This window comes from Flavobacterium sp. ACN2, assembly GCF_002303885.1.
GTDB lineage: Bacteria > Bacteroidota > Bacteroidia > Flavobacteriales > Flavobacteriaceae > Flavobacterium.
Genome location: NZ_MRCM01000005.1, coordinates 325089 through 337803, shown reverse-complemented (window position 1 = coordinate 337803; position 12715 = coordinate 325089). Strand labels below are relative to the sequence as shown.

Below are 12715 nucleotides of genomic sequence, written 5' to 3'. Positions count from 1 at the left end.
AAAAAAGGGATAGTGAATTACACAAATTCGTTCGAAATTATTCTTAAAGATTTTAAAAATAAATTCGTGAATTCGTGGCTAAAAAAAAATACAACAATAGAACAAATCAATTGTAAACGATAATTTTTAGAAATGCAATTTGTATTTTTGAATCACAGAAAAATGCACACATGAAAATTGTTATATCTCCAGCGAAATCACTGAATTTCGAAAAAGAATTACCAACATCTCAATATACAGAACCTTCATTCTTAAAAGAAGCAAGAGTGGTTCATAAAGTAGTAAAAGAAAAAAAGCCTTCTGAATTATCAGAATTAATGTCTATCTCAGACAAATTAGCCGATTTAAACTGGAAGAGAAATCAGGAGTGGAAAACGCCTTTCACACCAGAAAATGCGCGTCCGGCGGTTTATACATTTGATGGTGACGTTTATACAGGTTTAGATGCTTATACAATTCCGTTAGAAAAATTAGATGATTTACAAGATAAACTTCGAATTCTATCAGGTCTTTACGGTCTTTTGAAACCGCTTGATTTAATGCAGGCGTATCGTTTGGAAATGGGAACAAAAATGCCGGTTGGTGAATCTAAAAATCTGCATGAATTCTGGAAACCAACTGTGACTAAAGCTTTGAATAAAGAATTGAAAAAAGACGAATTGTTTGTGAATTTAGCGAGCAATGAATATTTTTCGGCGGTTGATGTAAAAGCTTTAAAAGTTCCTGTAATCACTCCAGATTTCAAGGATTACAAAGATGGAAAGCTAAAAATGATCAGTTTCTTTGCGAAAAAGGCGAGAGGTATGATGGTTCGTTATATTATCGATACAAACGCTGAAACTATTGACGATTTAAAAGGTTTCAATTACGATGGTTATCAGTTTGATGCGAATCTTTCTAAAGGGAATCATTTAGTTTTTACAAGATGATTTTAAAAAGATGTTAAGGTTCTGAGGGGCTGAGGTTCTAAGTTTTTTTTAACCGTGCAAAGTTCGCAAAGTTTTTTATGATAAAGCTTTGCGAACTTTGCGTTTTGTGACCTCGTAAAAATATAATCTTTGCGTTCTTTGCGGTAAAATAGAAATAAAAAACAACGCCGAATTCAATTAAGAATTCGGCGTTTATGCGTATTATAAAATTATTATTATCATTAATGCATTGCGTCGGCTGCACTAATTTTGTTCTTCCCTTTTTTAATAAAGAGAATAATCGGTATGCAACATAAAAACATGATTCCGAGATACATGAAAATATCCATGTATGCCATTACAGTACTTTGCTTCATCACTGACATTTCAATAGCCTGATACGCTTTTTTCAAAGCAACATCTGCGCTATATCCTTTTGCCATGAACGCGTGCTGCATTCCTGCAATTCGCTGCTGTACTTCAAACTTGGCAGGATCTAGGTTATTAATTAAATCTACTCTATGCGATTGGCTGAAACGTGTGATGAAAGTAGTAATGATCGCGATACCAAAAGACCCGCCTAACTGACGCATCATTCCTGTAAATGCTGCTCCTTCACCGATTTGTTTTCCTTTCAAAGTAGAAAGAGAAAGTGTTGTAATAGGTACGAAAAGTAGTCCTAAACCAATTCCTCTTAAAATTAAGGGCCAATACATATGTTCAACTCCTGTATCTGGTGTCATTCGGCTATACATCATAAAAGTAAAGAAGAAGAAAACTAAAAATCCTACTCCAACCATGTATCCTTGAGGAACCCCTTTTTGAATCATATTTCCAACAAATGGCATCATGATCGCCGTTGTAATAGAACCTGGAATCAGTAATAATCCTGCATCAGTTGCTGTCCATCCTAAAATAGACTGTGTATAAATCGGAATAATCAATGTCGAACCGTACAAACCAAAACCAAGAATAAAACACATTATAGTTCCAATTCTAAGGTTACCATCTTTTAAAACGCTTAAGTTTACGATCGGATGTTTGTAGGTAAGCTCTCTCCATATAAAAAGAACCAATCCTAAAACCGTCACAACACTTAAGGTTACAATAAGTGAATCGTTAAACCAGTCGTCTTGCTGTCCGTGCTCTAATACGAATTGTAAAGAACCAATAAAAGCACTTAACAAAATAATTCCCCACCAGTCAACCTGATTAGCTTTTAGTTTTTCTCCATATTTCGGACTTCTAACAAATGTTAAAGCCAAAATAGTTGCAATAATTCCCAACGGAATATTGATATAGAAAATATAAGGCCAAGAATAATTATCTACTAAATATCCTCCCAAAGGCGGACCTAGAGTTGGACCAACAATTACACCCATGCCGTAAATAGCTTGTGCCATTCCACGTTTTGCTACTGGGTAACTCTCGGTAATAATCGTTTGGGCTGTTACTAGTAAAGCTCCTCCACCCATACCTTGTACGAAACGGAAAGCTACAAGCTCCCAAATATTTGTGGCATTACCACACAAAAAAGAACAGACTGTAAATATTATAATGGAAGCCACAAAATAGTTACGTCTTCCAAATTGCTGCGATAGCCAGCTCGTCATCGGAATTACAATAACATTCGCAATAGCGTATGCTGTAATTACCCATGCCACATCGGTCAAGGTAGCACCAAGACTTCCGCGCATGTCAGTTAGCGCTACGTTTACAATCGTAGTATCTACAATTTCCAGCAGTGCACAAAGTACTGCTGTAATCGTAATGACAACACGTCTGAAACCGTATTCTACTAAATCGTCATCTTGTACTGCTGTTGCCATTTATTTTATTTCAAATGTACATCTACATCAACATTCATTCCTGGTCTTAAAAGTTTTACTTTCTCAGGATCGTTTGATTCATCTATACTAATTTTTACTGGTAATCTCTGAATTGTTTTTACGAAGTTTCCTGTTGCATTGTCAGGAGGTAATAATGAAAAACGAGATCCTGTAGCAGGTGAGAAAGAAGTTACAGTACCTTTAAACTCATAGTTTGGATACGCATCTACTTTTAAACTTACTTTTTGTCCCACAACCATTTTGTTTAATTGTGTTTCTTTAAAGTTTGCTACAACCCAAGCTTCGTTGTTGTTAATGATGTAGAATAAAGATTGTCCTGGCTGAACCAATTGTCCTGGCTGAATATCAACTTTAGAAACCTGACCATCAATTGCAGCAGTTACTACGGTATAAGAAAGGTTTAAGTGAGCCACATCTAGCATTGTTTTTGCTTTTTTGATGTTTGCTGCAGCAACTTCTGTTTGTTTGTCTGAAACTTTAGATTTTGACTGAATAACAGATTTTTGGTAAGAAGTAGCTTTTTGTTGTTGCTCTAAAACACGTACTTGGTTTTCTGCTTCTTCTTTTGCTGTTAAAGCTTGCTCATATTGTTGTTTTGTAATAGTATGAGTTTTGTACAAGTTGTTGTAACGGTTGTAATCGTTTGTAAGCTGTCTCAATCTAATTCTTGCACTTTCGATAGAACCGGTTGCAGATCTCATTTGAGCATCAGATACTGAGATGCTTGCATAAGCACTTCCAATATCCGCTTTTGCAGCTTCGTACTGACCTTCAGCACCTAATAAAGCAGCATTAGCTTCATCAATCTTTAATTGATAATCTCTCTTGTCAATAGTAAATAAAGTATCTCCTTTTTTTACATAATCATTATCTTTCACATAAACTTTGCTGATATATCCTGAAACTCTCGGGATAATCGGGTTCATTTTTTTCTCGATTTGAGCATCATCCGTTTCTTCGTGAGCTTGACCGTGTAGGTATTTAGATATTCCGTAAGTTCCGCCTCCTAAAATCAGAACTGCAAGTATGATGATGAATTTTTTATTTGTTTTTTTCTTTTCCATGAGAGCTATCGATTATATTTTAGAAAGATTGAATGATTGTGATAATTGTCCTGATACTGAAAGTAATTCGTAATATTTTTGAATAATGGTTGCTTTAGATAAAGCAGTTTGAATTTTGGCATTTAAATGCTCTACATCTGCTTCTACTAAATCATTAGTGTCAGATAAACCATTGTCAAATTTATCTTTTACTAATCTGTAGTTTTCTGCTGCTTGCTGTAATGCTTCTTCATACACCACACTTTGATTAATTGCTAGGTCATAATCTTCAATAGATTTCTGAACTTCAACTTTAATGCGGTCTGTCATAATTGCTTCGGTGTTTTTTACCTCCAAAGCTCTGCTTTCTGCTTCTTTTACGTGAACACTATTTTTTAGAATTCCTGATAAATCATAAGATAATCCGATTCCAAAGTTCATCGCATATTTTACTGTTACAATGTCTTTAAGATCAAATGCAGTGTAACCGCCTAAAAGTGAAATTGAAGGATAATATCCAGCTTTTGCAATTTTGACATTAGCTTCTGAAGCTTTACCTTGTAATCTTATTGCTTCTAAATCTTTTCTGCTTTCAAGTGCAACAGCATCAGATGTTATAGAATTGCTTGTTTTAAGATTAAAGAAATCTTCTTCATTTACCTGAATTTTTACATTAGGATCTAGTTTCAGCAAAGTAGTCAAATAGAAGTTGATATTATTGATGTTGTTATTGGCTTCATCAATAGATAATTGCGTTTTAGAAACTAATAATTGCGCTTTCAATAAATCATTTCTCGGAATAATTCCGTTTTTCTCCAACTCTGTAAAATCAGTAACACGCTGTTTGGCACTTTTTTGATTTTCGTTTAAAACATCTAAAGTTTTTTGAGCCTTGTATAATGCCGTATAATAAGTAATTGCTTTTAAAGCAACATCTTCTTTAGTTTTTTCAGCATTTGCGCTTTCAGCTTCATATAAGTTATCGTATGCATCAATGCTGTTTTGAATTTTAAATCCAGCAAAAATAGGAAGACTTAAATTTGCCATTCCAAGCATTGCTCTATCTGGAGAAGCTAATGAAGCACTTTCACCCTGATTAGGCATATCAATCGATGCTTTTGTAAGACGCTGATATTGACCGGAAACTTTAAGATCTGGGTATTGATTATTTTTTACGGTTTTTAATTCGTATTTTTTTGTGTTTACCTTAGTATTGGCAAGTGTAACTTCGTTACTCTTTTCCCAAGCCATTTGTACGGCCTCGCCCAAGGTTAAACTTGTTTTCTCTTGTGCTTCCATTGAAGATATTCCGATAAAGAAAACTCCAAAGAGCATTAATTGACTAATTTTCATAAACAAGTAGCGCTTTTATAGTTTGTTGAATGTGCTTTGTAAGATCGTTTTTAATGTAATTGTTAAACATTTCTTCGGTTTTTAAATCAAATATTTCTTCGAAGAAAGAGCGATTCATGTGAAAGTGAAAAAAGGTTCCAATAATTGTAGGCGTAATGAGTTGGATATTAACATCTTTTCTAAAAACTCCTTGGGCTTGACCTTGCTTAATAATGCTTTCAACCGACTTTAAATTTCCTTTTTTAAGTTCAGTAAAAGCTTGAAGGCTTTTTTCTCTCTTTTTGTTGTAAAGTTCAAAATGTAAAACCCTGTAAATCCCTTTGTTAAGGCAAATTCTGTTGATGTAAATTTCGATTAATTTATTGACTTTTTCAAGAGGTTCTATGTCTTCTTGTAATAAATTTTCGAGTTGTAGTTTTAAATCAACAGTTTTGTAAAAAATCAGAGCTTCCAGTAGCCTTTCTTTTGAACCAAAATAATAAGAGACCATAGCAATGTTAATTTTGGCCTCTTTGGAGATATCCCGTATCGATGTACCCTCAAATCCTTTCTCAGAAAAAAGTCTTTCTGCAACATTAAGAATCTGAATTTTTTTATCGTTCAATTCGATGTGTGACATGGTATTGTTTCTAATCGAATGCAAAATTAAACACTTGTTTAATTTAAACGCTTGTTTAATTTTATTTTAACACAATATTAACATAAAGCGTTTTCGATAATTTATGTTAATTTGTTCTTTAATTAGTTAAAATAAAAAAGCCGAAATACCTAAGTATTTCAGCTTTTATCTAATTTTTATGCTCTCAAATTATCTTTTGTAATTTCGATATGAGAGACAAAGAATAAAAAATCCGGCAATTAATCCAATATATAAAAGACTGCCTTCTTTCTGTTCGTATTCACTTTTATTAATTATAATCTTTCCATCTTTCTCAAGTTGAATTAGATTAATATTTATATTTTCATCTTTATTAGAATTTGCTTGATAATAGACTTTAACCTTGTCTCCAATATTTACTTTTTGCAGTAAATCATTATAGTTTTGAGACATCCTGTAAACCCCTAAATCTTTATCTAGATTTTTTAGAGATATAAAAAAGACATCTGATTTTTGTCCTTTACTTCCATAATGAATATTAATCCCTTTGTCGATTATTATACTTTCAAACTTATCTTGCTTTGATAAGTCAATGTTTCTTTTTTCGTAACCTATATAAGCTAAAAAGAAAAATAATATAGAAAATAATCCCGCAGTAATTGAGTTTATCAGCTGTTTAGTTTTCTTAGTCATGAAAGATGTATTTATCGGATCTCTCCAACAAATTCTTCAATTTTTCCGCTTCCTTTTTCACTCAAATGTTTGATAAAGGCACTTCCAATAATAGCACCTTTTGCATATTTAGTCGCCTGATTAAAAGTCTCCTTGTTCGAAATTCCAAACCCAACAATTTGCGGATTTTTCAAATTCAAATTAGAGATTCTTTCAAAATAACTTTCCTGAACATCTCCAAAACCAGATTGAGATCCCGTAACACTTGCAGAACTTACCATGTAGATAAATCCGTTTGAAACACTGTCAATAAAACGAATACGTTCGTCTGAAGTTTGAGGCGTAATCAAAAACACGTTTATTAATCCGTATTTTTCAAAAATTGCTTTGTATTCATCAGCATAAACATCAACTGGAAGATCTGGAATTATTAAACCGTCAATTCCAATTTCGGCACATTTTGCACAAAAAGCTTCAACTCCGTATTGCAACATCGGATTAAAATATCCCATAATAATTAATGGAATTTTTACGCTTTCGCGGATGTTCTTCAGTTGATCAAAAAGAATTTGCGTTGTCATTCCGTTATGAAGCGCCTGCGTAGAACTCGCCTGAATAGTTGGTCCATCTGCCAAAGGATCACTAAAAGGAAGTCCAATTTCGATTAAATCAACTCCGTTTTTTTCTAAATCCTGAATAATCTGCACGGTATCGTTTAAGTTCGGATATCCCGCAGAAAAATAGATCGAAAGGATCTTTTTATTTTCTTGTAACTTTTGAGTTATTCTGTTCATTTTAATATATTTTTTTAACCTAAGAGGTTTTAAAAACTTTAGGTATTTCCTCGCTTTGGTTTTGTTTGTGCCGCCGCTAAGATCATTTTCTAATTATTTGTTTTCGGTATAAACCCAAGCAACTGTTCCAGACTTCAGTTTAACCTGAACTCTTCTGTACGAATTAGATTCAAATAAATCGACTTTTGCTAAATCTGCATTAGAAACATTAAAAACCACTCCATGTATATTTTCTTCTGTGTTTTCGCTTGGTATTGCAACCACATAATCTGCCATTCCAAATTCTTCTTCGATCTGTAAACTTTTTAGTTTATAACCCAAGAGCTGATCTGGAGTTCCAACTAATACTTTTTTAAAAATCTGCATTTGAACTTGTTTCGATCTTAATGTTCCGTATGAGAATAACTTTTCCATAATTATATTTTTCTCGTTAATAGTTGCGATTAGAGATGTGCAAATTAATACTTTTATTACAATTTAAAGTAATCAATGTAATTATCTAAATCTTTATCGCCACGTCCAGAAAGACTAATTACAACAATATCGCTTGGTTTGAATTTCTTTTGATCTAGAACTGCAAAAGCGTGTGCACTTTCAATTGCTGGAATAATTCCTTCTAATTTTGTTAATTGTAGACCGGCATTCATCGCATCATCATCAGTAACTGAGAAAAATTCTCCTCTTCCTGTTTGTGCTAAATGGGCGTGCAAAGGCCCAACGCCAGGATAATCGAGACCTGCAGAAATAGAATAAGGCTCTGTAATTTGCCCGTCTGGAGTTTGCATTAAAAGTGTTTTACAACCATGAATAACGCCAACTTTTCCTAATTTACTAGTTGCAGCGCTGTGTCCGCTGTCAACACCTTTTCCAGCAGCTTCTACAGCAATAATTCCAACTTGTGGTTCGTGTAAAAAGTGGTAATAAGTTCCTGCAGCGTTACTCCCTCCGCCAATACAAGCTACTACATAATCAGGATTTTCACGACCTTCTTTTTCTTTTAACTGCCATTTAATTTCTTCAGAAATAATGCTTTGGAAACGTGTTACCATGTCTGGATAAGGATGAGGCCCAATTGCAGATCCGATAATATAATGTGTATCTACAGGATTGTTAATCCAGTCACGAATGGCTTCGTTTGTAGCATCTTTTAAAGTTCTTGAACCTGAAAGCGCCGGACGAACTTCTGCGCCTAACATTTTCATACGCGCCACGTTTGGTGCCTGACGCGCGATGTCTATTTCGCCCATGTAAACGATACATTCAATTCCCATTAAAGCACAAACTGTTGCTGTTGCTACACCGTGTTGGCCAGCTCCAGTTTCGGCAATAATTCTTTTTTTACCCAAACGTTTTGCTAGCAGGATTTGCCCAATTGTATTGTTTACTTTGTGAGCTCCAGTGTGGTTTAAGTCTTCTCTTTTTAGATAAACTTTGGTATTGTATTTCTCAGATAGACGTTTTGCAAAATACAAGGGACTAGGACGTCCAACGTAATCTTTCAGCAATTGGTTGAACTCTGCTTTAAAATCAGGTTCATCCATTATACTTAAGTATTTCTGACGTAGTTCTTCTACATTTGGATACAGCATTTCTGGGATGTAAGCACCGCCAAATTCTCCGTAATATCCTTTTTCGTTAACGTTAAAACTCATTTTATTTAAATTTTAAAAGTTGGCAACATCAAATTTTCTCTTGAAATTGCTTAATAGATTTTTATTTTTTAGCCCTGGTTCGATTTCAAATTTACTATTTACATCGACAGCATAAATAGGTAATTTGGTTTTTGAAATTTCTTCAATGGCTTTTAATTCATTCATTCCAATTCCGCCACTTAAAAAGAAAGGCTTTTTCGAATTGTATTTTTTTAATATGCTCCAGTCGAAAGTTGTTCCATTTCCGCCTGGTAATTTTCCTTTGGTGTCAAATAGAAAATAATCGCAGACATTTTCAAAAGGTTTTATGATTTCAAAATCGAAATTCTCATCGGCCGAAAAGACTTTAATAATTTCAATTTTTTTTGGAAGTTTTTCCTTTAATGCTGAGCAAAATTCAACTGATTCTTCCCCATGTAATTGAACTGCTTGTAAGTTGTATTTTTCGACTTTTTCCAGAATTTCTTCCTGACTTTGATTAACAAAAACGCCCACTTTTTTGATTGTTTTTATCAATTCGGGAACATTCCCATTGCAATATCTAGCGGATTTTTCCCAGAAAATAAATCCCATATAATCGGGTAGGAGTGAACCTACTTCGAGAATGTTTTCGGGATATTTCATGCCGCATATTTTGAGTTTCATTTTTTTTAAATGCATTAAGCTTTAAGCTTTAGGCTTTAGGCTAAATTAGTAATGTTAAGAAGGCTTATTGCTTACAGCTTAAAGCCTATAGCTGTTTAATAAATTCTGTTGCCGCTTGACCAGCATTGTCGGTTTTCATGAAGTTTTCTCCAATTAAGAAACCTTTGTAACCGTAAGGTTTAAGTTCTTGAATGGCTTCAATTGATGAAATACCGCTTTCGGATACTTTTACAAAATCATTAGGAATTTGTGAAGCCAATTCTTTACTGAAATCTAAACTTACTTCGAATGTTTTTAAATTTCTGTTGTTTACGCCAATCATATCTAAAGTCGGCATAATTGATTTTTCTAATTCTTCTTGATTGTGAACTTCCAACAAAACTTCTAAACCTAAACTTTTTGCAAATTCAGATAATGATTTGATTTCTTCTCGAGTTAAAACTGCTGCGATTAACAAAATCAAATCGGCTCCGTGTGCTTTTGCTTCCAAAATCTGATATTCGTCTACAATAAATTCTTTTCGCAAAAGCGGAATATTTACTGAAGCTCTAGCTAAAAGTAAATCGTCAAGAGATCCGCCAAAATATTTACCGTCGGTTAAAACTGAAATTCCGCATGCGCCGGCATTCTCATAACCTTTAACTACTTCTTCAACCGTAAAATTATTGTTGATGATTGATTTTGAAGGAGAACGACGTTTGTGTTCTGCAATAATTCCAGAATTGCTTTCTTTTAATTTCTGACTAAGAGAAATCGTCTGTTTTTCAAAAAACACTGAAGCTTCTAACTGAGAAACCGGAATGATCGATTTCTTTAGAACAACTTCTCTTTGTTTGTCAAGTATTATTTTATCTAAGATATTCATTGTTTTGTTTGTTTCAGGTTTCAAGTTTCAGGTTCGTTCCAACAACTTGAAACTTGAAACCTGAAACTTGAAACAATTTTTTACCTGCTTAATTCTTGTAATTTCTGTAATGCTTTTAACCCTTTTCCAGACAATAAACTTTCTTTAGCCAGTTCAAATCCTTCTTTTGGAGAGCATTTCGTAACGGTCGAAATTGCCATTGCAGCATTGGCACAAACTACATTATTCTGTGCTTCATTTCCTTTTCCAGAAATGATATTCGTAAAAATTTCTGCAGATTCTTCAATTGTTTTTCCTCCTTCAATTTCGGTTTGAGAGAGAAGTCGAACACCAAAATCTTCTGGATTCAACATTCCCTCCATATGGTTGGAAATTGTTTTGGTTGGACCAGTTAATGAAATTTCGTCATATCCGTCAAGCGAATGTAAGATCGTAAAATTGGTATCTGTATTTTGATATAAATAAGCATACATTCTTGCCAATTCTAAGTTGAAAACTCCAACCAATTGATTTTGTGGAAATGCAGGATTTACCATTGGTCCTAACATATTAAAGAACGTTTTTACTGCCAATTCTTTTCTAATTGGCCCAACATTTTTCATTGCTGGGTGAAATAGGGGAGCATGCAAAACGCAGATTCCAGCCTGATCGATACATTTTTCTAAAAAGGAAGAGTCGTTGCTAAATTTAATTCCCATTTTTTCCATCACGTTGCTTGAACCAGAAATAGAAGAAACTCCGTAATTTCCATGTTTTGCAACTTTTATTCCAGCTCCTGCTGATACAAAAGAAGCCAAAGTCGAAATGTTGAAAGTGTCTTTTCCGTCGCCACCCGTTCCGCATAAATCGATGGTATTGTAAGCTGATAAATCAACACGAATGCAAAGATCTAATAAAGCTTCGCGAAAGCCAGAAAGTTCATCAATTGTAATGCTTCGCATCATAAAAACAGTCAAAAATGCCGAAATCTGACTTGGATTGTATTGACCGCTTGAAATATTAATCAATACGTTTTTTGCTTCTTCTTTAGTAAGAACTTCGTGGTTGATTAATTTGTTTAATATAGTTTTCATTTTTTTTAAAGTTGCTAAGGTTCTAAGATGCTGAGATTCTAAGTTTTTTACTGAGACTGTAAACTGAGACTGAAATACTGATCACTAACTCTTAATCCAATTCTCTAAAATCCTTTTACCGTTTGGAGTCAAAACACTTTCTGGATGAAACTGAACGCCTCTCACGTCATAAGTTTTGTGTCTTAAAGACATAATTTGTCCGTTTTCGTCTACCGAAGTTGCTTCTAAATCTTCAGGCAAATTGCTGTCTACTACCCATGAGTGGTATCTTCCGACTTCAAATTCGTTTCCTAAACCTTCAAACAAAATTTCATCTGAAACTACTGTTTTTACATTTGTAGCAACTCCGTGATACACTTTATCAAGGTTAGAAAGCGTTCCTCCAAAAACTTCTCCAATGGCTTGTTGCCCTAAACAAACCCCAAGAATACTTTTTGTCGGACTATATTTTTCGATTACTGCTTTTAACAAACCTGCTTCATCTGGAATTCCAGGCCCTGGAGAAAGTAAAATTTTCTCAAAAGAAGCAATTTCATCAATATCAAATTCGTCGTTTCTGTAAACGGTAACTTCGCAGTTTAAATCTTCTAAATAGTGCACTAAATTGTAAGTGAAACTATCGTAATTGTCTATAACTAAAATCTTTTTCATTTTTTTAAGGTAATAAGTTGCTAAGATTCTAAGGTTCTAAGGTTTCTAACTTGAAACTTGAAACAAAGAAAACTTGAAACTAAATTTTATTTATTTTTCTCGAACGTATTTTTCTATTATAACACGATCTACTCCTAATTTTTCTATTTTTTCTACACCTTTTTGAATTAAAGTGTCGTTTTGAACTTTCACTACAAATTCAAATTTGTTGTTTTCCCAATCGCGGTTGTTAAAGAACTCTAAGTTTTCTGTATAAATACTGTCTTTTAAAGTATATTTTCCGCCGCCTCCAAAGAACAATGCTGTTGTTGAATCTTTTCCATTTTTCAAATCATGATTAAAAAAAGCAAAATGTGTATCGTTAATAATCTTAATCATTTTTGTTTTAGTATTGAAAGTTGAAAAAGTCGAATCTTTCTCAGTTGTTTCAGCTGATATAAGACGCCAGGTTCCTTCAATCGGATTGTGCTTTTTTTCTGAATTACAAGATGTCATCGTAATGATTAAAACTAAAATTGATACTGCTTTTTTCATGGTTTTATAGTTTGTGGTTTTATATTTTATGGTTAATTGTTTCAGGTTTCAAATTTCAGGTTTCAGGTTTTGCGACT

At 33.6% G+C, this 12715-nt stretch carries 14 protein-coding genes; 1 reads left to right on the top strand and 13 read right to left on the bottom strand.

Annotated elements, in window-relative coordinates; genetic code table 11:
• Positions 1-170 precede the first annotated feature (170 nt).
• A complete protein-coding gene (gene yaaA / locus BSF41_RS08645) occupies positions 171-929 on the top strand; it encodes a peroxide stress protein YaaA (RefSeq protein WP_095929090.1) in 759 nt (252 codons plus the stop codon).
• 221 nt (positions 930-1150) lie between these two features.
• Here the strand turns inward: yaaA and BSF41_RS08640 are convergent, their stop codons facing one another.
• From BSF41_RS08640 to BSF41_RS08580, 13 genes are all read right to left on the bottom strand, one after another.
• Complete coding sequence (locus tag BSF41_RS08640; protein WP_095929089.1) at positions 1151-2737, bottom strand: MDR family MFS transporter; 1587 nt, start codon at positions 2735-2737, stop codon at positions 1151-1153.
• A 5-nt stretch (positions 2738-2742) separates the two neighbouring features.
• On the bottom strand, positions 2743-3822 hold the full coding sequence (locus tag BSF41_RS08635; RefSeq protein WP_095929088.1) for an HlyD family secretion protein: 1080 nt from the start codon (positions 3820-3822) through the stop codon (positions 2743-2745).
• 12 nt (positions 3823-3834) lie between these two features.
• Complete coding sequence (locus BSF41_RS08630) at positions 3835-5154, bottom strand: TolC family protein (RefSeq protein WP_095929087.1); 1320 nt, start codon at positions 5152-5154, stop codon at positions 3835-3837.
• Positions 5144-5773, bottom strand: a complete 630-nt coding sequence (locus BSF41_RS08625; protein WP_095929086.1) for a TetR/AcrR family transcriptional regulator — start codon at positions 5771-5773, stop codon at positions 5144-5146. Before BSF41_RS08625 ends, BSF41_RS08630 begins: the two co-directional genes overlap by 11 nt.
• 189 nt (positions 5774-5962) lie before the next feature.
• Positions 5963-6445 carry a hypothetical protein gene (locus BSF41_RS08620; protein ID WP_095929085.1) on the bottom strand — a complete coding sequence of 161 codons (483 nt, stop codon included), beginning with the start codon at positions 6443-6445 and terminating at the stop codon, positions 5963-5965.
• Between the two features lie 11 nt (positions 6446-6456).
• A complete protein-coding gene (gene trpA / locus BSF41_RS08615; RefSeq protein ID WP_095929084.1) occupies positions 6457-7218 on the bottom strand; it encodes a tryptophan synthase subunit alpha in 762 nt (253 codons plus the stop codon).
• A 93-nt stretch (positions 7219-7311) separates the two neighbouring features.
• Positions 7312-7632: a gamma-glutamylcyclotransferase family protein gene (locus BSF41_RS08610; protein ID WP_095929083.1), complete on the bottom strand. Its 321-nt coding sequence runs from the start codon at positions 7630-7632 to the stop codon at positions 7312-7314.
• Positions 7633-7688: 56 nt separating this feature from the next.
• Positions 7689-8870 (bottom strand): tryptophan synthase subunit beta, encoded by a 1182-nt coding sequence (trpB, locus tag BSF41_RS08605; RefSeq protein ID WP_095929082.1) that lies wholly within the window; start codon positions 8868-8870, stop codon positions 7689-7691.
• A gap of 12 nt (positions 8871-8882) precedes the next feature.
• Positions 8883-9515 (bottom strand): phosphoribosylanthranilate isomerase, encoded by a 633-nt coding sequence (locus BSF41_RS08600; RefSeq protein WP_095929103.1) that lies wholly within the window; start codon positions 9513-9515, stop codon positions 8883-8885.
• Positions 9516-9600: 85 nt separating this feature from the next.
• Positions 9601-10380: an indole-3-glycerol phosphate synthase TrpC gene (gene trpC / locus BSF41_RS08595; protein WP_095929081.1), complete on the bottom strand. Its 780-nt coding sequence runs from the start codon at positions 10378-10380 to the stop codon at positions 9601-9603.
• A gap of 80 nt (positions 10381-10460) precedes the next feature.
• Complete coding sequence (gene trpD / locus BSF41_RS08590) at positions 10461-11453, bottom strand: anthranilate phosphoribosyltransferase (RefSeq protein ID WP_095929080.1); 993 nt, start codon at positions 11451-11453, stop codon at positions 10461-10463.
• 84 nt (positions 11454-11537) lie between these two features.
• Positions 11538-12104, bottom strand: a complete 567-nt coding sequence (locus BSF41_RS08585) for an aminodeoxychorismate/anthranilate synthase component II (protein ID WP_095929079.1) — start codon at positions 12102-12104, stop codon at positions 11538-11540.
• A gap of 90 nt (positions 12105-12194) precedes the next feature.
• Entirely contained in the window at positions 12195-12638 is a 444-nt protein-coding gene (locus BSF41_RS08580; protein WP_095929078.1) for a hypothetical protein, read from the bottom strand.
• Between the last annotated feature and the right edge of the window lie 77 nt (positions 12639-12715).

Coding starts and splice junctions, on each gene's coding strand:
- yaaA (WP_095929090.1), top strand. CDS start 171: ATGAAAATTGTTATATCTCCAGCGAAATCACTGAATTTCGAAAAAGAA.
- BSF41_RS08640 (WP_095929089.1), bottom strand. CDS start 2,737: ATGGCAACAGCAGTACAAGATGACGATTTAGTAGAATACGGTTTCAGA.
- BSF41_RS08635 (WP_095929088.1), bottom strand. CDS start 3,822: ATGGAAAAGAAAAAAACAAATAAAAAATTCATCATCATACTTGCAGTT.
- BSF41_RS08630 (WP_095929087.1), bottom strand. CDS start 5,154: ATGAAAATTAGTCAATTAATGCTCTTTGGAGTTTTCTTTATCGGAATA.
- BSF41_RS08625 (WP_095929086.1), bottom strand. CDS start 5,773: ATGTCACACATCGAATTGAACGATAAAAAAATTCAGATTCTTAATGTT.
- BSF41_RS08620 (WP_095929085.1), bottom strand. CDS start 6,445: ATGACTAAGAAAACTAAACAGCTGATAAACTCAATTACTGCGGGATTA.
- trpA (WP_095929084.1), bottom strand. CDS start 7,218: ATGAACAGAATAACTCAAAAGTTACAAGAAAATAAAAAGATCCTTTCG.
- BSF41_RS08610 (WP_095929083.1), bottom strand. CDS start 7,632: ATGGAAAAGTTATTCTCATACGGAACATTAAGATCGAAACAAGTTCAA.
- trpB (WP_095929082.1), bottom strand. CDS start 8,870: ATGAGTTTTAACGTTAACGAAAAAGGATATTACGGAGAATTTGGCGGT.
- BSF41_RS08600 (WP_095929103.1), bottom strand. CDS start 9,515: ATGAAACTCAAAATATGCGGCATGAAATATCCCGAAAACATTCTCGAA.
- trpC (WP_095929081.1), bottom strand. CDS start 10,380: ATGAATATCTTAGATAAAATAATACTTGACAAACAAAGAGAAGTTGTT.
- trpD (WP_095929080.1), bottom strand. CDS start 11,453: ATGAAAACTATATTAAACAAATTAATCAACCACGAAGTTCTTACTAAA.
- BSF41_RS08585 (WP_095929079.1), bottom strand. CDS start 12,104: ATGAAAAAGATTTTAGTTATAGACAATTACGATAGTTTCACTTACAAT.
- BSF41_RS08580 (WP_095929078.1), bottom strand. CDS start 12,638: ATGAAAAAAGCAGTATCAATTTTAGTTTTAATCATTACGATGACATCT.